At 54.5% G+C, this 21550-nt stretch carries 17 protein-coding genes; 9 read left to right on the forward strand and 8 right to left on the reverse strand.

The window, feature by feature from the left end; genetic code table 11:
* Positions 1 to 32: 32 nt before the first annotated feature.
* A complete protein-coding gene (gene yhdP, locus ACCW76_RS20045) occupies positions 33 to 3851 on the forward strand; it encodes an AsmA2 domain-containing protein YhdP (protein WP_436339908.1) in 3819 nt (1272 codons plus the stop codon).
* Between the two features lie 64 nt (positions 3852 to 3915).
* A complete protein-coding gene (tldD, locus tag ACCW76_RS20050) occupies positions 3916 to 5361 on the forward strand; it encodes a metalloprotease TldD (protein ID WP_038644371.1) in 1446 nt (481 codons plus the stop codon).
* Positions 5362 to 5593: 232 nt separating this feature from the next.
* Here tldD and aaeR read toward each other — a convergent pair whose 3' ends face one another.
* The gene (gene aaeR, locus ACCW76_RS20055; protein WP_038644372.1) at positions 5594 to 6511 is read right to left on the reverse strand and encodes an HTH-type transcriptional activator AaeR; all 918 of its coding nucleotides are present in this window, start codon (positions 6509 to 6511) and stop codon (positions 5594 to 5596) included.
* Between the two features lie 258 nt (positions 6512 to 6769).
* On the opposite strand from aaeR, the gene aaeX reads away from it, so the two are divergent.
* The 5 genes from aaeX to ACCW76_RS20080 all read left to right on the forward strand — a co-directional run bounded on the left by aaeX (position 6770) and on the right by ACCW76_RS20080 (position 11743).
* Positions 6770 to 6973, forward strand: a complete 204-nt coding sequence (gene aaeX / locus ACCW76_RS20060) for a p-hydroxybenzoic acid efflux pump operon protein AaeX (RefSeq protein WP_021508145.1) — start codon at positions 6770 to 6772, stop codon at positions 6971 to 6973.
* A 9-nt stretch (positions 6974 to 6982) separates the two neighbouring features.
* Positions 6983 to 7912: a p-hydroxybenzoic acid efflux pump subunit AaeA gene (aaeA, locus tag ACCW76_RS20065; protein WP_436339911.1), complete on the forward strand. Its 930-nt coding sequence runs from the start codon at positions 6983 to 6985 to the stop codon at positions 7910 to 7912.
* An 11-nt stretch (positions 7913 to 7923) separates the two neighbouring features.
* Entirely contained in the window at positions 7924 to 9876 is a 1953-nt protein-coding gene (gene aaeB, locus ACCW76_RS20070) for a p-hydroxybenzoic acid efflux pump subunit AaeB (protein WP_436339912.1), read from the forward strand.
* 111 nt (positions 9877 to 9987) lie between these two features.
* Positions 9988 to 11442: an NAD-dependent succinate-semialdehyde dehydrogenase gene (locus tag ACCW76_RS20075; protein ID WP_436339934.1), complete on the forward strand. Its 1455-nt coding sequence runs from the start codon at positions 9988 to 9990 to the stop codon at positions 11440 to 11442.
* Between the two features lie 31 nt (positions 11443 to 11473).
* A complete protein-coding gene (locus ACCW76_RS20080) occupies positions 11474 to 11743 on the forward strand; it encodes a barstar family protein (RefSeq protein ID WP_034831139.1) in 270 nt (89 codons plus the stop codon).
* A 59-nt stretch (positions 11744 to 11802) separates the two neighbouring features.
* On the opposite strand, the gene yhcN (ACCW76_RS20085) is transcribed toward ACCW76_RS20080, so the two are convergent.
* The 4 genes from yhcN (ACCW76_RS20085) to argR all read right to left on the reverse strand — a co-directional run bounded on the left by yhcN (ACCW76_RS20085) (position 11803) and on the right by argR (position 13757).
* Positions 11803 to 12069 carry a peroxide/acid stress response protein YhcN gene (yhcN, locus tag ACCW76_RS20085; RefSeq protein ID WP_038644381.1) on the reverse strand — a complete coding sequence of 89 codons (267 nt, stop codon included), beginning with the start codon at positions 12067 to 12069 and terminating at the stop codon, positions 11803 to 11805.
* A 106-nt stretch (positions 12070 to 12175) separates the two neighbouring features.
* Positions 12176 to 12442 (reverse strand): YdgH/BhsA/McbA-like domain containing protein, encoded by a 267-nt coding sequence (locus ACCW76_RS20090; protein WP_034831135.1) that lies wholly within the window; start codon positions 12440 to 12442, stop codon positions 12176 to 12178.
* Between the two features lie 90 nt (positions 12443 to 12532).
* A complete protein-coding gene (gene yhcN / locus ACCW76_RS20095) occupies positions 12533 to 12796 on the reverse strand; it encodes a peroxide/acid stress response protein YhcN (RefSeq protein ID WP_436339922.1) in 264 nt (87 codons plus the stop codon).
* Between the two features lie 490 nt (positions 12797 to 13286).
* Positions 13287 to 13757, reverse strand: a complete 471-nt coding sequence (gene argR / locus ACCW76_RS20100) for a transcriptional regulator ArgR (RefSeq protein ID WP_436339924.1) — start codon at positions 13755 to 13757, stop codon at positions 13287 to 13289.
* Positions 13758 to 14177: 420 nt separating this feature from the next.
* On the opposite strand from argR, the gene mdh reads away from it, so the two are divergent.
* Positions 14178 to 15113 (forward strand): malate dehydrogenase, encoded by a 936-nt coding sequence (gene mdh / locus ACCW76_RS20105; protein WP_436339926.1) that lies wholly within the window; start codon positions 14178 to 14180, stop codon positions 15111 to 15113.
* A gap of 45 nt (positions 15114 to 15158) precedes the next feature.
* Here mdh and mscM read toward each other — a convergent pair whose 3' ends face one another.
* The 3 genes from mscM to rsgA all read right to left on the reverse strand — a co-directional run bounded on the left by mscM (position 15159) and on the right by rsgA (position 20545).
* On the reverse strand, positions 15159 to 18494 hold the full coding sequence (gene mscM, locus ACCW76_RS20110) for a miniconductance mechanosensitive channel MscM (RefSeq protein WP_436339927.1): 3336 nt from the start codon (positions 18492 to 18494) through the stop codon (positions 15159 to 15161).
* 14 nt (positions 18495 to 18508) lie between these two features.
* Positions 18509 to 19405 (reverse strand): archaetidylserine decarboxylase, encoded by an 897-nt coding sequence (gene asd / locus ACCW76_RS20115; protein ID WP_436339929.1) that lies wholly within the window; start codon positions 19403 to 19405, stop codon positions 18509 to 18511.
* 93 nt (positions 19406 to 19498) lie between these two features.
* Complete coding sequence (gene rsgA, locus ACCW76_RS20120) at positions 19499 to 20545, reverse strand: small ribosomal subunit biogenesis GTPase RsgA (protein ID WP_436339930.1); 1047 nt, start codon at positions 20543 to 20545, stop codon at positions 19499 to 19501.
* A 103-nt stretch (positions 20546 to 20648) separates the two neighbouring features.
* Here rsgA and orn point away from each other — a divergent pair, with 103 nt between their 5' ends.
* Entirely contained in the window at positions 20649 to 21197 is a 549-nt protein-coding gene (gene orn / locus ACCW76_RS20125; protein WP_038644391.1) for an oligoribonuclease, read from the forward strand.
* The last annotated feature ends 353 nt before the right edge of the window (positions 21198 to 21550 follow it).

Genomic DNA, 21550 nt, shown 5'->3' on the forward strand with positions numbered 1-21550 from the left:
GCCGTTATTCAACGGGAAGCAAGGAGAGGTGCGTGAGGCGGTTGCCGAGGATTTTGTTACTGCTGCTCGCCGCAATCATCGTTATTGTGGCGCTGCTAGTCAGCGGGTTGCGCCTCGTGATGCCGCATCTCAACAGCTATCGCAGCGACATACTGCAGACGATTTCACGCGTCAGCGGAGTGACGGTGGATGCCAGCGAGCTGCAGGGTAAATGGGAGAACTTCGGCCCAACCCTGCAGGTGCGCAATCTCAACGTTGTGATGCCGGAAGATGGCAAACTCACCATTGGCCGTGTAAATCTGGCGCTTAACGTCTGGCAATCGCTGCTGCACTGGCGCTGGCAGTTCCGCGATCTGACCTTCTGGCAACTGCGTCTCGAAACCAATCATCCGCTGCTCACCAGCGATCAACAAAAAAACAGCTTTAAGCCGGCGCAAATCAACGATCTGTTTCTGCGACAGTTTGACCACTTTGATCTGCGTGATAGCAGTATCCGTTTTCTCACGCCCTCTGGCCAGCACGCTGAACTGGCGATCCCGCGTCTGACCTGGCTCAACGAAAGCACGCGTCACCGGGCGGAAGGGGAAGTTAATCTCTCCAGCTTTACGGGGCAGCACGGTGTGGTGCAGGTGCGACTCGATCTCAACGATACCAACGGATTACTCAACGATGGCCGCATCTGGATGCAAGCGGATGACGTCGATGTGCGCCCGTGGATCGGTCCGTGGCTGCGTGACAATACCAGCCTCGAAAGTGCCCGCTTCAGCCTTGCAGCGTGGGTGAATCTGCGTGATGGCGATGTCTACGCCGGTGACCTGTTGCTCAGTAAAGGCGGTGCACGCTGGCGCGGCGAACAGGGCGATCACCAGCTGCAGGTCGATGGCTTAACCGCGCATCTGGCGCGTTTCCAAAATGGCTGGAGTTTGTCCGTCCCGCAAACCCGACTCAGCACTGATGGCATCGCCTGGGCGCCGGGGCACTTCTCACTTCTGTGGAAGCCCGAAGATCAGCAGATGCTGGGCGCTAACAGTGGTGCGGAAGTGCGCGTCCGTGCCACCCAACTGGACCTGGAGCGTCTGGCACCGTTGGTGCCGCTGTTCAAACCCTTGTCCCCTGCGTTACTGGATAACTGGCGTGCATTGCAGCCGCGCGGCAACATCGATGCGCTCGCGCTGGATATTCCGCTCAATCAGCCCGAACAAACCCGCCTGCAAGCCAAATGGCGCAACCTGGCGTGGCAGCATTGGGAGCTGTTGCCGGGGATCAGCAATCTCAACGGTACCGCCAGCGGCAGCGTGAGTAACGGTCGGTTAGATGTGGCGATGGGACAAGCGGAAGTGCCTTATGGCGACATGTTCCAGGCGCCACTGCAAATTCAACAGATCACTGGCAAGCTGAACTGGCAGCGCGATGCCAGCGGCCTGACGCTGGACGGTCAGAATCTTGATGTTCAGGCACGTTCCCTGTGGGCGCGTGGTGATTTCCGCTATCAGCAAAATGTTGGCAAAGCGCCACAGCTGGATATTCTGGCGGGCATTCGCGTCACCGATGCGGGTGATGCCTGGCGCTACTTCCCGGAACCGCTAATGGGCCATGATCTGACCCATTTCCTCAGCGAGTCGATCAAAGGCGGGAAAGTGGACAATGCCACGCTGTTGTTCGCTGGTAATCCCAGCCTGTTCCCGTTTAAGCACAATGACGGCATGTTTGAAGTGTGGGTGCCGCTGCGTCAATCCACTTTCCAGTTCCAGCCCGGTTGGCCAGCGCTGGAAAACCTCGATATCGACCTCGATTTTGTTAACGACGGCCTGTGGATGAAAGCCGAGAAAACCAAATTGGGGGAAGTGGATGCACGGAACGTCAGCGCGGTGATCCCGGATTATCTCAAAGAGAAGTTGATCATCAATGGCGATCTTAGCGGTCAGGGCAAGCAGATTGCCGATTACTTCGAACAGACGCCTTTGAAATCGACGTTGGGCGCGGCACTGCAGCAGCTGCAAATCGGTGGCAATGTGCGCGGTTCATTGAATCTCGATATTCCGCTGGATGGTGAATTGGTGCATGCCAGCGGGAATGTGGTGATGAACAATAACAGCCTGCACATCAAGCCGTTAAACACCACGCTGGAAAATCTCACCGGGCGCTTCCGCTACAACAACGGCAATCTCGAAAGTGAAGAGATGCAGGCTAACTGGTTCGGTCAGCCCACCGGCGTCCGTTTTTCTACCACTGAGAATCCTGACAACTTTGGCGTCAACGTGAAGTTATTGGGCGACTGGCAGCCGTCGAAACTGAAAGTATTGCCGGCCAGTGTCAGCAGTCAGTTGAGCGGCAGTTTGCCGTGGCAGGGCAATGTTGACATCACGCTGCCACACAATGGTGGTGCGACCTATAAAGTCGATTTGCAGGGTGAGGGCAAAACAGTAAGCAGTCACTTACCTGCGCCACTGGATAAGCAGGCGGGCGAAGCGATGCCCATCGCCATCAACGCCACCGGTGACCTGAAAGGATTCACGCTAAGCGGCAGCGTGCGTGAGCACAACCGTTTTAACAGCCGCTGGATTCTCGAACCCCAGCTGCGCGTGGATCGCGGCATCTGGCTCAACGATGCGAAAAGCACGCCGAAGCTGCCAGAGAAACGCGGGATGGAACTCAATTTACCACCGTTGGAGGGTGAAGCCTGGATGGGGCTACTGGCGGGGAGCAGTGGTTCGCGTAATGCTCAGGGCGAAACGGAAGTGGGCGGCGCGCTGTTACCGGGCGATGTGACTCTGCGGACACCGGCACTTATGCTGGGTGGACAGCAGTGGCATGACGTTAATGCCACCGTCACGCAAGGGCCGACCGGCAACACGCAACTCCAGCTGGAAAGCCGCGAAGCGCGCGGCAGTTTGCAAACCGCACAGCATGCGCCATGGCAGATCGACCTTAGCTATCTTTACTACAATCCAGAATGGGCGAACAGCAGCGAAAACAACGCCTCGCCGTTGGGTGGCAACAGCAGCACAGTCGACTTCAGTAACTGGCCAGCGATGCAGCTAAACTGTGATGAGTGCTGGCTGCGCGGGCAGAAGTTTGGACATATGCAGGCCAGATTACAGCCGCAGGGAGATACGTTAGCACTTACTAACGGTAGCGTGGATTCCGGCAGTGCGAAGCTGAAGATCAACGGCGAATGGGTCAACAAGCCGGGCAATCAGCGTACCTCATTAAAAGGCAGTCTGAGCGGTAAAAACATCAATGACGCTGTTAACTGGTTTGGGATGAATACCCCACTTCGTGACGCACCGTTTAACGTGGATTATGACCTGCACTGGCGTTCCGCCCCGTGGCAGCCTTCCGCGGAAACGTTGAGCGGTACGCTGAAAACCCATTTTGGCAAAGGCCAGATTGCGGATGTGAATACCGGGCGCGCAGGGCAGTTGCTCCGCCTGATGAGTTTTGACGCCTTACTGCGTAAGCTGCGCTTCGATTTTAGTGACACCTTCAGCGAGGGCTTCTATTTCGATTCAATTAACGGCACGGCGTGGATCGAAAACGGTGTAATGCACACGGATAACCTGCTGGTCGATGGCCTTGAGGCGGATATCGCCATGCAGGGGCAGATTGATCTGGCAAAACGCCAGATTGATATGGAAGCGGTCGTTGCCCCTGAGATCTCCGCTTCGGTGGGTGTGGCGACGGCCTTTGTGGTCAACCCGGTGATCGGGGCCGCCGTATTCGCCGCCAGTAAAGTATTGGGCCCGCTCTGGAATAAGATTTCGCTACTGCGTTATCACATAAGCGGACCGTTGGATAAACCGGAAATCAATGAAGTGCTGCGCAAACCGCGCGAAGACGACAAGAAGTGAATTTGACGCCGTCGGGGAATTGCCGCAGGCTATGACTATCCGAGCACATAATGAGTGAGAAACGATGACTCTGAATCTGGTAAGTGAGCAGTTACTAGCTGCGAACAGCATTAATCAGCAGGACCTTTTTTCCCTGTTAGGGCAGCTTTCAGAACGTCGTCTGGATTATGCCGATCTCTACTTCCAGTCCAGTTTCCATGAATCCTGGGTGCTGGAAGACAAAATCATTAAAGATGGTTCTTACCATATCGACCAGGGTGTCGGTGTGCGTGCTATCAGTGGTGAGAAAACCGGTTTCGCTTACGCAGACCAAATCACCCTGAACGCCCTGCGTCAGTCTTCTGAAGCCGCGCGCAGTATTGTGCGTGAGCAGGGCAATGGCAAAGCGCATACGCTTTCAGCGGTGATCAACCGTTCGCTGTATGCGCCGGTGAATCCGCTGGACAGCCTGACGCGCGAAGACAAAATTGCACTGCTGCATCGTGTTGATACCGTGGCACGTGCGGCCGATCCGCGCGTGCAGGAAGTGAACGCCAGCCTGACAGGCGTGTACGAGCAGGTGCTGGTGGCGGCGACTGATGGCACGCTGGCTGCGGATATCCGTCCGCTAGTGCGTCTGTCGATCAGCGTACAGGTGGAAGATCAGGGGAAACGCGAACGTGGCTCTAGCGGCGGCGGGGCGCGTACCGGCTATGAATTCTTCTATGCCGATGAAAACGGTGATGTCCGTGCCGATGCATGGGCGCGTGAAGCGGTGCGTCTGGCGTTGGTGAATCTCTCTGCTGTTGCCGCGCCTGCGGGCACATTGCCGGTGGTGTTAGGCGCTGGCTGGCCGGGCGTGCTGCTGCATGAAGCCGTCGGTCATGGTCTGGAAGGCGATTTCAATCGTCGTGAAACTTCGGTCTTCAGCGGAAAAATGGGGCAGCTGGTGGCCTCTGAACTCTGCACCGTGGTTGACGATGGCACCATCGAAGGCCTGCGCGGCTCACTGGCGGTGGATGATGAAGGCGTGCCAGGCCAATACAACGTATTGATCGAAAACGGCGTGCTGAAAGGTTACATGCAAGACAAGCTTAATGCGCGTCTGATGGGTGTTCCGCCAACCGGTAACGGGCGTCGTGAATCCTATGCGCATCTGCCGATGCCGCGTATGACCAACACCTATATGCTGGCTGGAAAATCCACGCCCCAGGACATCATTTCCAGCGTTGAGTATGGGATTTATGCGCCGAACTTTGGTGGTGGTCAGGTGGATATCACCTCCGGCAAGTTTGTCTTCTCAACCTCGGAAGCCTATCTGATTGAAAACGGCAAAGTGACCACGCCGGTGAAAGGTGCAACGCTGATTGGTTCGGGTATTGAAGCAATGCAGCAGATCTCAATGGTCGGTAACGATCTGGCGCTGGATAAAGGCGTTGGCGTATGCGGTAAAGAGGGGCAGAGTGTGCCGGTCGGCGTCGGCCAGCCAACCCTCAAGCTGGATAAAATCACCGTCGGCGGTACTGCATAATCATTCCAGGTGCGCATAAATGCGCACCTGACGAATGACCGTAGCGTCTGATATTCCCATGCATAGCGCACGCTACAAAGCCTGATGACTCCATGGCACCCACTCTGAAGGCCGTGGAGTCAGATATTCACATGGCGGACTCTGCTCATTATCGAACAGTCTGAGTTTACCTATGGCGTACCTGCCGAATGGCGGCATCGCCCATCGGAGATTCACCCCTTTAGGAGAATCATCAGCTCTTACGATGCTGCTGATACTGCTGCGCCACCTGCTTAAAGTACTCGGTCAGATAATCGATACATACCTGCACCTTCAACGGCATTTTGTCCTTCTCGGTATACAGCGCATACACCGGGCGCGGTTCTGAGTGATATTGCGGGAACAGAATATCGATCTCCCCGGCGTTAATCTCATCAATCACCCACATCAGGGGGACATAGGCGATGCCGCAGCCGGCTTTCAGCCAGCGAATCAGCGTCTGTGAGTCATTGGTGACGAAGCGACCCTGCGGCGTCAATCGCGTTACCAAGCCTTCCGGTGCGACCAGTTCAAAGGTGTTATCCGGGCGAACGCTGTACTCCAGCCATGAAAAATTATCGATTTCACCCGGTTTGTCTGGCGTGCCATGCTGTGCCAGATAACTTTTTGCGGCACAGACCACCATCGGCATTGCGCCCAGTCGGCGTGAGAACAGGTTTGAATCTTGCAACGCGCCTACGCGGACCACGAGATCCAAGCCGTTAGCGATCAAATCTGGCGCGGGAATGCCGGTAACCAGATTGACGCTCAAACCAGGATATTCACGCAGCATATCGCTGGTCATTGCAGACAACACGTTTTGCGCCATGGTGGAGGAGCAGCCGATGCGCAGAATACCGATCGGCGTATTGTTAAAGGCATAAAGCTGTTCGTGCACCTGAGACGCTTCAGCCAGCATGCGGCGGCAACCCTGATAGTAGATCTTACCTGCTTCGGTCAGACCAATACTGCGCGTACTGCGATTTAACAATTTGACCTGCAACTCATCTTCCAGTTTGGCGACAATTTGGCTGATTGACGAAACGCTAAGATGAAGCTGACGTGCCGCGGCGGTAAAAGAACCTAATTCAACCACTTTGGCGAAAATGGACATGCCTTTAAGTCGTTCCATTGTTTACTCTGGCTAAAAAGTGATTTAGCTCACAATATGTAGAAAACGTATAGTCATGCGCGTTACTATACGCACGCTGGGTCTGTTCACCGCACCTTAACACGGCTGTGTTTACACGATGATACGCTATCATTAGCTCAACGCGGCCTGAATGTTGCCATCAGTCTCCCAATCATCCCCTGATTCTCAACCCGACGTGCCATACGGCATGAGGGCAGGTATCGGTGCAATCCGGCAAGGTCGAACTAAGGAACCGTAATGAGTGTGCTTCCGGTATTTGTCGTATTCGGGCTGAGTTTTCCGCCCATCTTCATTGAACTACTGGTTTCTCTGGCGCTGTTCTGGCTGGTGAAACGCGTGCTGACGCCCAGCGGAATTTATGACCTGGTGTGGCATCCGGCACTTTTTAACACAGCGTTGTATTGCTGCGTGTTTTACCTTGTATCCCGTCTATTCGTCTGAGGTTTTTAAGTGAAAGCGCTCATAAGAAAAATCGCGCGTTACGCGATTACAATCCTGCTGGTTATCATCGCAATCGTGATCATCTTCCGCGCCTGGGTGTTCTATACCGAATCGCCCTGGACGCGTGACGCCAAATTCTCCGCTGATGTGGTGGCGATCTCGCCGGACGTGACCGGCCTTATCACTGACGTGCCGGTGCATGACAACCAGCTGGTGAAACAGGGTGATACGCTGTTTGTCGTGGATCGCCCGCGCTACCAGAAAGCGCTGGATGAAGCCCAGGCGGATGTCGAATATTACCAGGCATTGGTCAATGAAAAGCGTCGTGAAGCAGCGCGCCGTAACCAACTTGGCACCAGTGCCATGTCACGTGAAGCCATCGATCAGGCTAATAACGATCTGCAAACCAGCGAACATCAGCTGGCGAAATCGGTGGCAACGCGCGATTTGGCGGTGATCGACCTGGATCGCACCACCATCAAAGCGCCTTCAGATGGTTGGGTCACAAACCTGAACGTTTATCAGGGCGAGTTCATCACCCGTGGTTCCGTTGCCGTGGCATTGGTACAGCAGCACTCATTCTATGTGCTGGCTTATATGGAAGAGACCAAACTGGATGGCGTGCGTCCGGGCTTCCGCGCCGAAATCACCCCGCTAGGCAGTAATGCCGTATTGCGCGGCACGGTGGACAGCATTGCTGCGGGCGTGACCAACAGCAGCAGCAGCGTGGACAGCAAAGGCATGGCGACCATCGATTCCAACCTCGAATGGGTACGACTGGCACAGCGCGTACCGGTGCGCATTCATCTTGACGATCAACCGGGCAACCGCTTCCCGGCGGGCACTACCGCCACGGTGGTGATCACCGGTGATAAAGATCGTCAAACCAAAGTCTCGCCGATGACGCAGTTCTTTAACCGCCTGCGCGAGTTTGGTTAAGCGAGGGCGTTATGATTGAGTTTTTGCGTTTCCCGGTGAAGCTGACATTTGCGCTGGTTGCAGCGCTGATGATTGGCTTTCACTTTAATCTGGAAACGCCGCGTTGGGCGGTGATGACCGCCGGCATTGTGGCCGGTGGTACCGCCTTTGCTGCGGGGGGCGATCCCTATTCTGGCGCACTGCGCTATCGCGGCATTCTGCGCATCATTGGTACGTTTATTGGCTGTATTGCCGCCCTCACTATCATGATCGCCACGGTGCGTGCACCGGTGGTGATGCTGCTGCTGTGCTGTTTGTGGGCGGGGATGTGCGTCTGGCTCTCTTCGCTGATTAAAGTCGAGAACTCCTACGCATTGGGACTGGCGGGTTACACCGCACTGATTATCGTGATTACTGCCGATGCCAGTGGCGGTTTAACGCTGGCACCCCAGTTTGCCGTTGAACGTTGCAGTGAAATCGTCATTGGCATTCTGTGTGCGATTCTTGCGGATATGTTGTTTTCGCCGCGCTCGATCAAAAAAGTGATTGATGCCGAAGTCGATTCGCTGCTGGTGGCGCATTACAAACTGCTGCAACTGTGTGTCGCCCACGCGGATAAAGACGAGGTGGATCGCACCTGGAGCGCGCTGGTACGTCGCACCACGGCACTCAACGGCATGCGCAGCCAATTGTTGATGGAATCTTCGCGCTGGAAAAATACCAGCCGCCGGTTGCAGATGCTGAATACGCTGTCGCTGACGTTGATTACGCAAGCAGCGGAAACCTTCCTGATTCAAAACGCCCGTCCGGATTATATTCCGACGCAGTATCGCCTGCTGATTGAGAAAGACGTTCATAACGTCGATGACGTGCATAAGCGCATGAAGGTGATGCGTCGTTTAATCAGTGTCAGTAATAAAACCGTGCCGATGACGGTGGCAAGCTGGGTCGGTGCAGCAACAGAATATCTGCTGCTGATTAATGGTGTGCGCAGTAACAGCCGCATTACCACGCTGGAAGAGAGTATCCTGCAGCGCGAAGTGGTGATTCAGGCACGTTCGGCGGAAACCCATCATGCGATGATCAACGGCGTGCGTACCTTTGTGGCGACTGCGCTCGGTTCTCTGTTTTGGCTCTATACCGGCTGGACTTCGGGCAGTGGCTGTATGGTGATGCTGGCCGTCATCACCGCGCTGGCGATGCGTATGCCGAATCCGCTGATGATGGCGAAAGACTTCTTCTACGGTATGGCCTTCGCCGTGCCACTCGGCATGCTCTACTTCATCTATATCCTGCCAGCCACCCAGCAAAGCGCATTGCTGTTGTGTATCGCGATTGGCGCACTCGGTTTTATCGGCGGTATCTTTGTGCAACGACGTCAGATTGGTACGTTAGGTGCGTTGATTGGCACCATCAATGTGCTGGTGCTGGATAATCCGATGAAGTTTGAGTTCAACGTCTTCCTCGATAACGCGTTGGGCCAGTGGATCGGCAGCTTTGTGGCGATGATGGTCATTCTGCTGATTCGCGATAAATCCAAAGCACGTACCGGCCGTAAATTGTTGAATCGCTTTATGTATGCGGCTGTGGCGGCCTTGACCACTAATCAGGCGCGCCGTCGCGAGAATCATCTGCCCGCGCTCTATCAGCAGCTGTTTCTGCTGCTCAATCTGTTCCCCGGCGATATCGACAAATACCGCATCGCGCTGACGCTGATTATCGGCCATCAGCGACTGCGTAATGCTGAAGTCCCGGTTAACGCGGAGCTTTCGGCTTATCACCGCCAGTTGCGATACACCGCCGATCGCGTGATTTCAGCCACCAGCGATGACAAGCGGCGCTACTACTTTGAGCGTTTGTTGAAGGAACTAGAGATTTATCAGGAAAAACTCCATCACTATTCGGCACCGGAGAGTGTTACCGAACCGGTGAAACGGCTATCGTTGATGCTGGATAAATACCAGAACACCCTCATCCAAATCTGAAATCGGCCGCTGCACGTTGCAGCGGCCTTTTTGATCCCACGCTGACACAAAACCCGATGATATTGGCATCTATACTTTCCTGACAGGATGCAAACTAGCAGGAGAAGAATGATGTCCACCTCTCTACAACAACACGCGCTGTTTAAAACCGGCTATTTCGCTGCGGGTCAATGGCACAACGCCAGTGCCACCTTTGACGTCACTAACCCGGCAACCGGCGAAGTGCTGGCCAAAGTCGCCCGAGCGGGTAAGGCGGAAACCGAGCAGGCCATCGCTGCCGCTCAGCAGGCTTTTCCGGCATGGCGTGATAAAACTGCGAAACAGCGCGCTGAGATCCTTCATCGCTGGTATCAACTGATGATTGAGAACAAAAGCTGGCTCGGGCAGCTTATGACGGCCGAGCAGGGCAAACCCCTGAAAGAAGCCGAAGGCGAAGTCGAGTACGCCGCCAGCTTTATTCAATGGTTTGCCGAGCAAGCTAAACGTGCCAACGGCGAAATCATCCCGCCAGCGAAACCCGGATCACGCATTTTAGCAACACGTGAACCGATTGGTGTGGTGGCGGCTATTACACCATGGAATTTCCCGATGGCGATGCTGACACGCAAGCTTGGCCCGGCGCTGGCAGCAGGCTGTACCGGCATCATCAAACCGGCGAACAATACGCCGCTGTGTGCCTTTGCACTGTTGGCTCTGGCACAAGAAGCCGGTGTACCTGATGGTGTGTTAAATGCGGTAGCGGGCGATACCCATGCCATCAGCGACGCCATTATGGCCAGCCAGGCGGTGCGTAAAATCTCGTTTACCGGGTCGACCGCCGTGGGCAAAACGCTGATGCGCAACGCAGCAGACACTATGAAGAAAGTCTCGATGGAGCTGGGCGGCAATGCACCTTATATCGTGTTTGAGGATGCGGATATTGAGGCGGCGGTACAGGGGGCAATAGCCAACAAATTCCGCAATGCGGGCCAGGTTTGTGTCAGCGTGAACCGTTTCTATGTGCACAACGCGGTCTACGATCGTTTCGTCAATCAACTGGCCGATGCCGTGGGCAAGCTGAAAGTGGGGAATGGCGTTGAAGAAGGCGTGATTGTCGGCCCGCTGATCGAGCGCTCGGCGCTGGAGAAAGTGGAAGAGCACGTGAAGGATGCGCTGAGCAAAGGCGGTAAGTTGCTGATCGGCGGCGAGCGTCATCCGCTGGGAGGCAACTTCTGGCAGCCGACGGTGATTGCCGAGGCGCATGAGGGGATGAAACTGGCCCAGGAAGAGACCTTTGGTCCGGTCGCCGCCTGCTTCCGCTTTGATGATGAAGCCGATGTCATTCAGCGCGCCAATAACACGGAATACGGATTAGCCGCCTATTTCTACACGCAAAATCTGCAACGGGTGTTCCGCGTCTCGGCGGCGCTGGAGGCCGGGATGATTGGCATTAATGAGTGTGCCGTATCCACTGAACTGGCACCGTTTGGCGGTGTAAAAGAGTCCGGTTTGGGACGTGAAGGATCGGTGCTAGGAATGGAAGAGTACCTGGAAGTGAAAGCGCTGCATATTGGTGGGCTTGCCTGACGGGCGGCCCTGCCTGCAAGAGGGAATCACGATGAGAACCGAGCGTTTTGATTTTGACGAAATCGTCGATCAAGCCCATTTCTATCGCCAGTTCAGCGATCGTTTTGCGCTGGCGGATCTGGCCATCAGCGATCTTGATGATCTCTGGGATGCGATACTTGGGGAGCAGTTGCCATTGCCGCTGGAAATTGAGTTTGTGAATCTGGGGACAGGGCAGAAACGCCGGTATGGCGCGTTAATCCTGCTGTTTGATGAAGCAGAAGAGGAGCTGGAAGGCCAGCTCCGCTTTAATGTGAAGTGACAAGCCGAAAAAGGGCCCCGGCGAGCGGGGCCAAAGGGTTCGTCAGAATTGACGAGGAATTATTTATACAGCTCGGCGGTCACGTGATAGCTGTCGCCGGTTTTCGCTTCAATCACTTTATAAGCACTGGCACCTTGTGCATCGGCTTTCTGAGAAAGCTCAGAACGATAATCCATTGGCGAACCGCCGGTACCGCTGATGGTGATAGTGCTGCCGGTAGGTTGCAGATTTTGCGCCTGCTCATCAGTTACCAGTTGTGCTGCTGATGCACCAAAGGCAAACAGGGAAAGAAGGCTGGCGGCTGCGATGGTTGCTTTGATTTTCATGATTTTTTCTCCTCGTTGTAATCAACAACCTGCGGCAAAAAGTGGGTGAGGCGGGTCGTCGATCAATTGTCTGGCGCCGTTCAGGCGCCCGACGTTCGATGTATTCTTATTTGTACAGTTCTGCAGTCACGTGGAAGGTGTCGCCACGATTATTCTCAATGATGCGGTAATGGCTGGCACCCTGAGCATCGGCTTTCTGCGACAGTTCCTGACGGACGTTGGTCTGATCACCGTCAACACCGCTCACGCTGATGGTTTGATTCAGCGGTTGCAGTTGTTCGGCTTGTTCGTTAGAAACCAGGCTGGCGGCACTGGCACCGAAGGACAATACGGAAGCCAGACCTACGATGGCGATAGCTAATTTGGTTTTCATGATTCACTCTCCTGAAATGGGGTTTGGCAACCTGAGAGGCAAATGCGTCTCAAACGGGTTGCCGTTCACACTGCGTCTTGTTCAGTCAACTTATTTATAAAGCTCAGCGGTGGCGTGATAGCTGTCGCCGGTATTCGCTTCGATCACACGGTAGGCTTTAGCACCTTCCTGATCGGCTTTAGCATTCAGCTGCTCATGGATATCCATCGGAGAACCGCCCACGCCGCTCACACTAATGGTGCCGACAGGTTGCAGATTCGCTGCCTGTTGGGCATTGATAGAATCTGCTGCAAAAGCACCAAATGACAGGGCAGATAGAACACTCAGGGTTGCGATAGTAGTTTTAACGTTCATGGTATTTTTCCTCGTCTTCTGTTTTTATCTTTTTCTTTCGTGTGATTTGCATCACGAAAACAAGTATAGATCTAATCACCCATGAAATTAATATCTGGCTAATAATGTTTGGTTGTTATTCTTTATCCTTATGGCACCTTTTTAGAACTGGAAGTTATTAAAACCGGTCAATCATTAACCATTGACTGTTATTTATTCGTAAAAACAATGATCTGCATCAAATTATCTTTTCGTGCGAAAGATCATGGTTGATCCCGCTGGCTGATACGCCATAAGAAGCTATAACCACTGAGCACAATATGTAAAGCAGTGTAAAATAGCGCGAATGGTTAAGCAGGGGAAAAGGTCGTACCAATATTTCGGCGGATGCAGAACCGGCAGCTATATCGATAACTTATTATTAAAAAAGGATTTTGTAACAAGCGTGGCGGGTAACGGGTCATCAGGAAGGATGTTACCGGCAGATGATCTGCCGGTTAAGACCAGGGTTTTATAGTTCCTGTTCGAATAAAACCAGTACGGCATCGTACAGCTGTTTTACGGAGAAGCTACGTGCAGGGGTAATAAAGATGGTGTCATCCCCCGCGATAGTCCCGAGAATGCCTTCCGCTTTACCGAGTGAATCCAGCAGGCGTGCAATCAGCTGCGCAGCACCCGGGCTGGTGTGAATCACCACTAAGGCATCGTTGTAATCGATATCCAGCACCAGGTTCTTCAATGGGCTGGTGGTGGTCGGCACGCCCAGTTCGGCTGGCAAACAATAAACCATTTCCATTTTGGCATTGCGGGTGCGTACGGCACCAAACTTGGTCAGCATACGAGAAACTTTTGACTGATTGATGTTCTCGAAGCCGTCTTCCTGCAGCGCCAGTACGATTTCGCCCTGAGAGCTGAATTTTTCTTCTTTTAATAACGCTTTGAACGCTTTGATCAAGTCGTCTTGTTTTGATGGGTTTCGCATAAGCTACCAATAAAAGAGGGGTGCAGCAGGCAACAGGCCAGCGGCAGATAAATTATTATGCATTTAGATGAATTTTTATGCAATAAGCGTAGTGAGAGAATCGCGCTAATCAACTGCGGACAGGCATCATAGCAGAGTTTTGTGTTGCGCCAAAATCGCGGGCTGACGCGCAAAGCGAAGGTTGCAATGTTGTTATAGTATTGAAGTGGTAACAACTATATCGATGATCATTGCCGTCCATTGTCTTCTGGCTGCGATTGTATCATTCAGGCGACTTCTGAAGTGGAGATGTCTCGGGAGCCGATTGCGGCGTCATGTTATTGCGCGACAGGTTTGTCGCTATCGCCTGAGAAGTTGATTAAACTCGTAACCTGATGGATTTTCGGCATATCTCTGCCCCACCTTCATAAGGAGTTCAGGATGAAAGTTGCCGTTCTCGGTGCAGCCGGTGGTATTGGCCAGGCGCTCGCACTGCTGCTCAAGACTCAATTACCCGCAGGTTCCGCTCTCTCACTTTATGATATCGCCCCGGTCACGCCCGGGGTGGCGGTTGATCTCAGCCATATTCCTACCTCAGTGAAGGTGGAAGGATTTAGTGGCGAAGACGCGACACCTGCGCTGCAGGGCGCCGATATTGTGCTGATTTCTGCGGGTGTGGCACGTAAACCCGGCATGGATCGCGCCGACTTGTTTAACGTTAACGCGGGCATTGTGCGTAACCTGATCGAGCAGGTTGCCAGCACCGCGCCGAAAGCGCTGATTGGCGTGATCACTAATCCGGTTAACACCACGGTGGCGATTGCGGCTGAAGTGTTGAAGAAAGCCGGCGTGTATGACAAGAACCGCCTGTTTGGTGTCTCAACCCTCGACATTATCCGCGCCAACACCTTTGTTGCCGCGTTGAAAGGCAAGCAGCCTACCGAGATTGAGGTCCCGGTGGTGGGGGGGCACTCGGGCGTGACAATTTTGCCGCTGTTGTCGCAGGTTAAAGGCATCAGCTTCAGCGAACAGGAAGTGGCTGACCTCACTAAGCGTATTCAAAACGCCGGCACCGAAGTGGTGGAAGCGAAAGCCGGTGGTGGATCGGCGACCTTATCCATGGGGCAGGCTGCTGCGCGCTTTGGTCTCTCACTGGTGCGTGCGCTGCAGGGCGAAGCAAACGTGGTCGAATGCGCTTATGTTGAAGGGGACGGTGAGTATGCGCGCTTCTTCTCTCAGCCGCTGCTTATCGGCAAGAACGGTATTGTGGAACGTCGCCCGTTGGGTTCTTTGAGTGCGTTTGAACAGCAGGCGCTTAACGGTATGCTGGAAACGCTGAAGAAAGATATCGCGCAGGGCGTAGAGTTTGTGAAGTAACGCTCAGCAGAAAAACAACGCCCGGTGATTGCCGGGCGTTGTCATTTATAAGCCGCCAGATTTAAAGGTCTGGCTGGACGGTGAGCCATTGCTGGCCGGTGTTTTACGTCCCAGCGTTTCCATACGCACCTGGAATGGTGGGAACGGCATCTCAATACCGTGCTCTTCAAAGCCGCGCAGAATCAACTGATGCAACTCATGACGCAGCGGCATGCGGTGGCCCATCTCAGCCGCGTGCACACGCAATTCAAACAGCTGAATGCCTTGCTGTAAATCCACCAGGAACACATCCGGTGCGGGCATATCCAGCACGTAGGTACAGCGCTCGGCCGCCTGCTTGAGAATGTTGGTGACTTCATCACTGTTAACATGAGCCGGAGCCGGAATGGTCAGCACCACACGCGTGACAGAATCCGACAACGACCAGTTAACGAACTGCTCAGTGATAAAGGCCTTGTTCGGCACGATGATCTCTTTACGGTCCCAATCGGTAATCGTCGTAGCGCGGGTATTGATGCGGGTAATGCTGCCGGTCAGATCGCGAATGGTAACGGTATCGCCGATACGAATTGGCTTTTCGAACAGGATAATCAGACCAGAAATAAAGTTGGCGAAGATCTCCTGCATACCAAAGCCCAACCCCAGACCTAACGCCGCCACCAGCCACTGCAGTTTTGCCCACTCAACGCCAATAATCGAGAAGCCGACTAATCCGCCAATCAGCATCAGCACGTACTTGGTCAGGGTAGTGATGGCATAACCGGTGCCAGGTGACAGGCTGATGTGTTGCAGTAACGCCAGTTCCAGCAGGGCAGGCATATTACGCACCAGCTGAGTGGTGATAATGAACACCAGGATGGCAATCAGCACCGCGCCCAACGTAATCGGCTGCACGCTCTCTACGCCCTGCACCGTGGTGCTGGCATCCCACAGTGGGATGTTGTCGAGGAAACTAAAGGCCGAGTGAATTTCTGACCACAGTACAATCACCGATACCAGTGCGATCAACGTGAGAATAGAGCGCACCAGACGCAACGACTGCGCACTGATCTCATCCAGATCCAGGCTCGGTTCATCGATCTCAATCGTATCGGCGTTGGCGGGAGTCTGTTGCTCTTTCTCTTCTTCACTGCGCGCGCGGTTCGCCAGCATATCGGCACGGCGTTGGCGGGCACGATCAAAGGCGATGCGACGGCGTTGGATCAGCATCCAGCGGCGGATAATGTGGTAAATCACCAGCAGGAAGAACCAAATGCCTACCGAGGTTTCCAGGCGCGCCAGCAGCGCCTGCGCCGTCGCCAGATAGCCGATGCAGGAAGCCAACGCCGCCACCAGAGGGATGGCAATCATCAGGTTCCACAGAATGCGGTTAACGAAGTTGTCGCCGTTGCCCTCTTTATCCAGATACAGCGGAATGCCTGCACGTTTGAGGCTGACGGTAACAATACTTAACGCACCGCAAATCAAAATGAAGCACAGGCGACCGAGCGTGCCGGAGAACTGCGGATCGTCGAGATTGGCAAAGGCAATCAGCAGCATGATCAGCGGCACAATCAGGCCAACCGTCAGAGAGTAGTAACGCATAGCACGCGCTACCCGCGCCTGCGGCCAGCGGAAGTGCACCACAAATAGCCCATCATGACGCGCAAAAGCAGCACTGATCATAAAGGCCCACAGCAGCGGCAGCGTGGCGGTGATGCCATCTCCAATCGCAACGGCAAACGGATAAGGCCAGGCGTGCTGCAAACCAAAGCCCAGCGCGGCCCACAATACCGGCAGCGGCACGGCGACCAGAATCGACCAGAACACGGTGCGCAATGTCAGGCTAAAGCGGTCCTGGGTCACTTTGCCCACTTTGCTGGCGGAACGCGCCATAAAGGCATTGTAATGACGGCGCGAGCTGATGCTGAAGCCCACCAACAGCACTGCGCAGATGATTGGCATCACGGTTTCTTTGCTGGTAAACATCATCGCCAGCGCTTTACCGAGTTGCCCTAAGGTATCCAGCGACAGCAGGCGGGTTAAGTCACGTGCCACGTCAATCGGATACTTCAGGTCGATGGCGCTGACATCCGCCGTCCAGAACAGATAACGGTGCGTAGCTTCCTTCACTTCACCCAGTGCGTCCTGCAACTGCGTGTTCGACACCTTCAGCTTGGTGATTTCCAGAATCAGTGTATCGCAGCCGGAGATCAGTGAATTGAGCAGCTCGCGCTGGGTTTTCAACTGGGCATCAAGAATACGGGTTTGCTCGCTGGTGAACGGCGTGCCGTCATCCTGCTTCTCTTTGCGCAGATCCTTTTGCCGCTCCAGCAAATCTTCATAATGCAGCCGTTGTACACGCAGCTGGCCCATCTCGCTGTCGATCTGCTGCGACTTGGGCATATCCGGCAATCTGGCGACTTGCGCACGCAAGGCTTCACCCAGCAGATTCGAGGCGCCCAGCCATTGTGATTGTTCGCGCAGCGTGCTGAGAGCCTGGCGCACCTGTAGCGTTTGGTTGGTGGCCAGACGTTGCTGCGAAGCGACCAAATCCATACGTTGAGCCTGCGCATTCAGGTCGGCTGATAGCTCACGGTTGACGCGGAATTGATCGCTGATCGACGCCGGTAAATCGCCACTGTTTTCCGCCAGCTGTTCAGTGCGTTCGAGCGCCAGTTCCGCTTCTCGCTGACGCTGGTTATTCAGTTGATTGCGCAGCGATTGCAGATAGTTATCCAGCTGCGTCACTTTGCGCTGATGCACCTCCGCCCGCATACGCGCCAGCTCCTGGCGATTATTGGCGGAGAGCTGTGCCAGTTCTAACTCATCCACGCGCGCTTTATTGGCGGCATTCTCGGCCAGTCGGGCATAAATCTGCGCCTGAGCCAACGGCGTAGCGGCCGCAGAAAAGCCCTGAGCACGGCGATCGCTTTCGGTCATCGCCCGGCGTGCGTCAGTCTGCTGCTGCGGTAACTGTGAAAGTGAATCGCTGATCTCACGTGCGCGGTCCTGCTCTTGCTGTGCCTGGCGGCCTTCTTCCAGCAGCTGGCTGCTGATTTGCAGGATTTCCTGATCCAGCTCGGCGCTGCTCATGTTGGTGCGCACTGTTTTACTGCTGTCGGTCAGCGTGGCAATCTGCTGACGCAGTTCGCGTGCCAGCCGTGGGAAATCATCAATCACCTGCTGATACTGTTTGGCACGCTCCAGCGATTCATCACGCTCAGCGAGGAAATTGATCGCCGCTTCAATCGCCTGAACTTGCTCGGCTTGAGCGGGAGAGGCTTTGGCGGATTTGGCCGCATCCAGTTCCTGCTTCAGTTGACTCGCAGGAGGAACGGTGGCTGCCAATACAGAACTGCTGAGCACCAGGCTCAGCAGCAGAGAGAGAAAAACGCGCACGGGATAGGTTCCGGTTATTCAGCGAGCGGGGCGCTTTCGCCGGGCTGCGGCAGGGCAATCGCCAGCGGTTGGCCAAGACGGGTTTTACTCTCGGCTTCGAGACTTTCCGCCAGCTTGACGCGACCCGGTGCGAACAAGTTAATCACCGTCGAACCGAGTTTGAAACGCCCCATTTCCTGACCTTTCAACAGCACAACGGCACCGTCATGATCGGCTGAAGGATAACGCCAACGTTTAATCACCCCTTCACGTGGTGGCGTAATGGTGCCCGCCCACACGGTTTCGATGCTGCCCACAATGGTCGCTCCCACCAGGATCTGCACCATCGGGCCATGATCGGTATCGAAGACGCAGATCACACGCTCATTGCGTGCAAACAGGTTCGGGATGTTACGTGCTGTCAGCGGGTTGACGGAGTAAAGGTCGCCCGGCACATAAATCATTTCGCGCAGAATGCCGTTACAGGGCATGTGCACACGGTGATAATCGCGCGGTGCGAGATAGGTGGTGATGAACTCGCCATCGACGAACTTTTCCGCCAGATCGTCGTTACCGGCCAGCAAGGCCTGCAAGGAATAGTAATGGCCTTTCGCCTGGAAGATCTGATCGCCTTCGATGCGGCCTAACTGGCTTACCGCACCATCGGCTGGCAGCGCCAGCAAGGTCGCGTCGGGATCAATCGGGCGCGCACCCTCTTTTAACGGACGCACGAAGAAGTCATTGAAGGTGCGATAGCTACCGGTATGGGGTTTGCTGGCTTCGGCCATATCCACTTTGTAGTACCAGACAAAAATGTCGATGACCGCTTTGGTCAGCCAGCCACCGCTACGACTGGCGCCCCAGCCGGCAAGTTCGGTCAGCCCTTTTTTAGGCAGAATATGATTCAGGCCGAGTTTAAAACGATCAAACACCGTTGCCTCCTGGCTTAATTACGCTTGGTTTACACAAAAGGGGGCGGATTGTAGCAGCGCCCCGGTCAGTTGGCGAATGTGCCGTTGTACCCGTTAATCTTCGCTGGCGGAAAAGTTTTTACGCGTTTTTACCTGCGCCATACTCTCCAGAATACGGTGGTAGTTATCGAAGCGCGAGATGTTGATTGTTCCATCCTCTACCGCTTCGCGAATGGCGCAGCCGGGATCGGTATCATGCTTGCAGTCGCGGAAACGGCAACCGCCGATAAACTCACGAAATTCGACAAATCCACGGGTGATTTGTTCCGGCTCCAGATGCCATAAACCGAATTCACGTACGCCTGGAGAATCAATCACGTCGCCGCCGTGCGGGAAGTGATATAGGCGTGAAGCGGTGGTGGTGTGTTGGCCCAGACCGGAGTTATCAGAGACGTCGTTGGTCAGAATCTCATCGCCCGCCAATTCCAGTCCCAGCAGATTGTTCAGCAAACTGGATTTACCCACACCAGATTGACCCGCAAAAATGCTCACGCGATCGGTTAAGGCCTGTTCCAGCTCCGCCAGGCCATCTTTGGCACGGCTGGAGACCATCAACACGCGATAGCCAATTTTGCGATAGATCTCCATCTGCTCATCCACAAACGCGCGGGCTTCCGCGTCGAGCAGGTCGGTTTTGTTCAGGACCAGCAGCGGCTCAACGCCCAGGGTTTCACTGGCCACCAGATAACGATCGATGATATTGAGCGAAAGTTCCGGCAGGATCGCCGACACAATGATGATCTGATCGATGTTCGCCGCGATCGGTTTGACGCCATCATAGAAATCCGGACGGGTCAGCACCGTTTTACGTTCGTGAACCGCTTCTACGATGCCTTTGCCGCCGCCAATCGCCGCACGCCACAGCACACGGTCACCGGTGACCAGCGAGCGAATGGTGCGACGGATATTGCAGCGATGCACTTCGCCCACGCCATCTTCCACATCTGCGTGCATGCCGAAACGGCTGATCACCACGCCTTCGCTCGCTTCTCCAAACAGGTTGTCATCCGGTTCCGGCTTTTCATTCCGTTGCTGCAGACGACGCTGATGGTTAGCGCTCACGCGACGTTGTTGACCCTTCGACAGTTTATTTTTGCTCACGCATCCTCTCACGGCTTTCGCCAGGCTTCGCCCCGCTGGGCAAAACGTCTATGATACACCTGAAACGAGTGTAATGACGACTTTGGCAACAGGCGGGAAACGCATGACAGCTGGAAATGAAAATAATCTGATTTGGATCGACCTGGAAATGACCGGATTGGATCCGGAGCAGGATCGCATTATTGAGATCGCCACGATCGTCACCGATGCCAACCTGAACATCCTGGCAGAAGGCCCGGTGTTTGCGGTGCATCAGTCTGATGAGCAATTGGCATTGATGGATGAGTGGAATGTGCGTACGCACACCAACAGTGGCCTGGTAGAACGTGTGAAAGCCAGCCAATACGACGACCGTGCTGCAGAGCGGGCAACCATCGAATTTCTTAAGCAGTGGGTTCCGGCCAACACTTCTCCGATTTGCGGCAACAGCATCGGCCAGGATCGTCGCTTCCTGTTCAAATACATGCCGGAACTGGAAGCCTACTTCCATTACCGTTATCTGGATGTCAGCACGCTGAAAGAACTGGCGCGTCGCTGGAAACCGGATATCCTGCCAGGCTTCAAAAAAGCCGGCAGCCATCAGGCGCTGGACGACATTCGCGAGTCCGTTGCTGAGTTGGCGTATTACCGCGAGCACTTCTTGCAGCTTTAATCGGCAAAGGGTGCGCAGGAAATCATCAGGTTGCCGATTAAAGCAGCAAACGAACTGAAAGCGTAAAATTTTGCTTTTAGACTCTTGCGACTGAAAGGATTTCTCGTATAATGCGCACCCCGTACCGGTGAAGAATTTACAACGGTGCGCAGCAGTAACACGAAGTTCCAGAATCAAGTATTTCGGTTTGCGGCAAGGCAGCAACTGAACGAATCACAGAGAGCTTACTTCAGTAAGTGACCCGTGTGAGTGAAGGAAGCCAACGCAGCAGCAAATTGAAAGACGAAGATTATGCGGGAATAGCTCAGTTGGTAGAGCACGACCTTGCCAAGGTCGGGGTCGCGAGTTCGAGT

Source organism: Pantoea sp. C8B4 (assembly GCF_051336905.1).
Taxonomy (GTDB): domain Bacteria; phylum Pseudomonadota; class Gammaproteobacteria; order Enterobacterales; family Enterobacteriaceae; genus Pantoea; species Pantoea rwandensis_B.

Excerpts from the sequence above, each read along its gene's own strand:
- tldD (WP_038644371.1), top strand. The coding sequence starts at position 3,916 with ATGACTCTGAATCTGGTAAGTGAGCAGTTACTAGCTGCGAACAGCATT.
- aaeR (WP_038644372.1), bottom strand. The coding sequence starts at position 6,511 with ATGGAACGACTTAAAGGCATGTCCATTTTCGCCAAAGTGGTTGAATTA.
- aaeX (WP_021508145.1), top strand. The coding sequence starts at position 6,770 with ATGAGTGTGCTTCCGGTATTTGTCGTATTCGGGCTGAGTTTTCCGCCC.
- aaeB (WP_436339912.1), top strand. The coding sequence starts at position 7,924 with ATGATTGAGTTTTTGCGTTTCCCGGTGAAGCTGACATTTGCGCTGGTT.
- ACCW76_RS20075 (WP_436339934.1), top strand. The coding sequence starts at position 9,988 with ATGTCCACCTCTCTACAACAACACGCGCTGTTTAAAACCGGCTATTTC.
- ACCW76_RS20080 (WP_034831139.1), top strand. The coding sequence starts at position 11,474 with ATGAGAACCGAGCGTTTTGATTTTGACGAAATCGTCGATCAAGCCCAT.
- yhcN (WP_038644381.1), bottom strand. The coding sequence starts at position 12,069 with ATGAAAATCAAAGCAACCATCGCAGCCGCCAGCCTTCTTTCCCTGTTT.
- ACCW76_RS20090 (WP_034831135.1), bottom strand. The coding sequence starts at position 12,442 with ATGAAAACCAAATTAGCTATCGCCATCGTAGGTCTGGCTTCCGTATTG.
- yhcN (WP_436339922.1), bottom strand. The coding sequence starts at position 12,796 with ATGAACGTTAAAACTACTATCGCAACCCTGAGTGTTCTATCTGCCCTG.
- argR (WP_436339924.1), bottom strand. The coding sequence starts at position 13,757 with ATGCGAAACCCATCAAAACAAGACGACTTGATCAAAGCGTTCAAAGCG.
- mdh (WP_436339926.1), top strand. The coding sequence starts at position 14,178 with ATGAAAGTTGCCGTTCTCGGTGCAGCCGGTGGTATTGGCCAGGCGCTC.
- orn (WP_038644391.1), top strand. The coding sequence starts at position 20,649 with ATGACAGCTGGAAATGAAAATAATCTGATTTGGATCGACCTGGAAATG.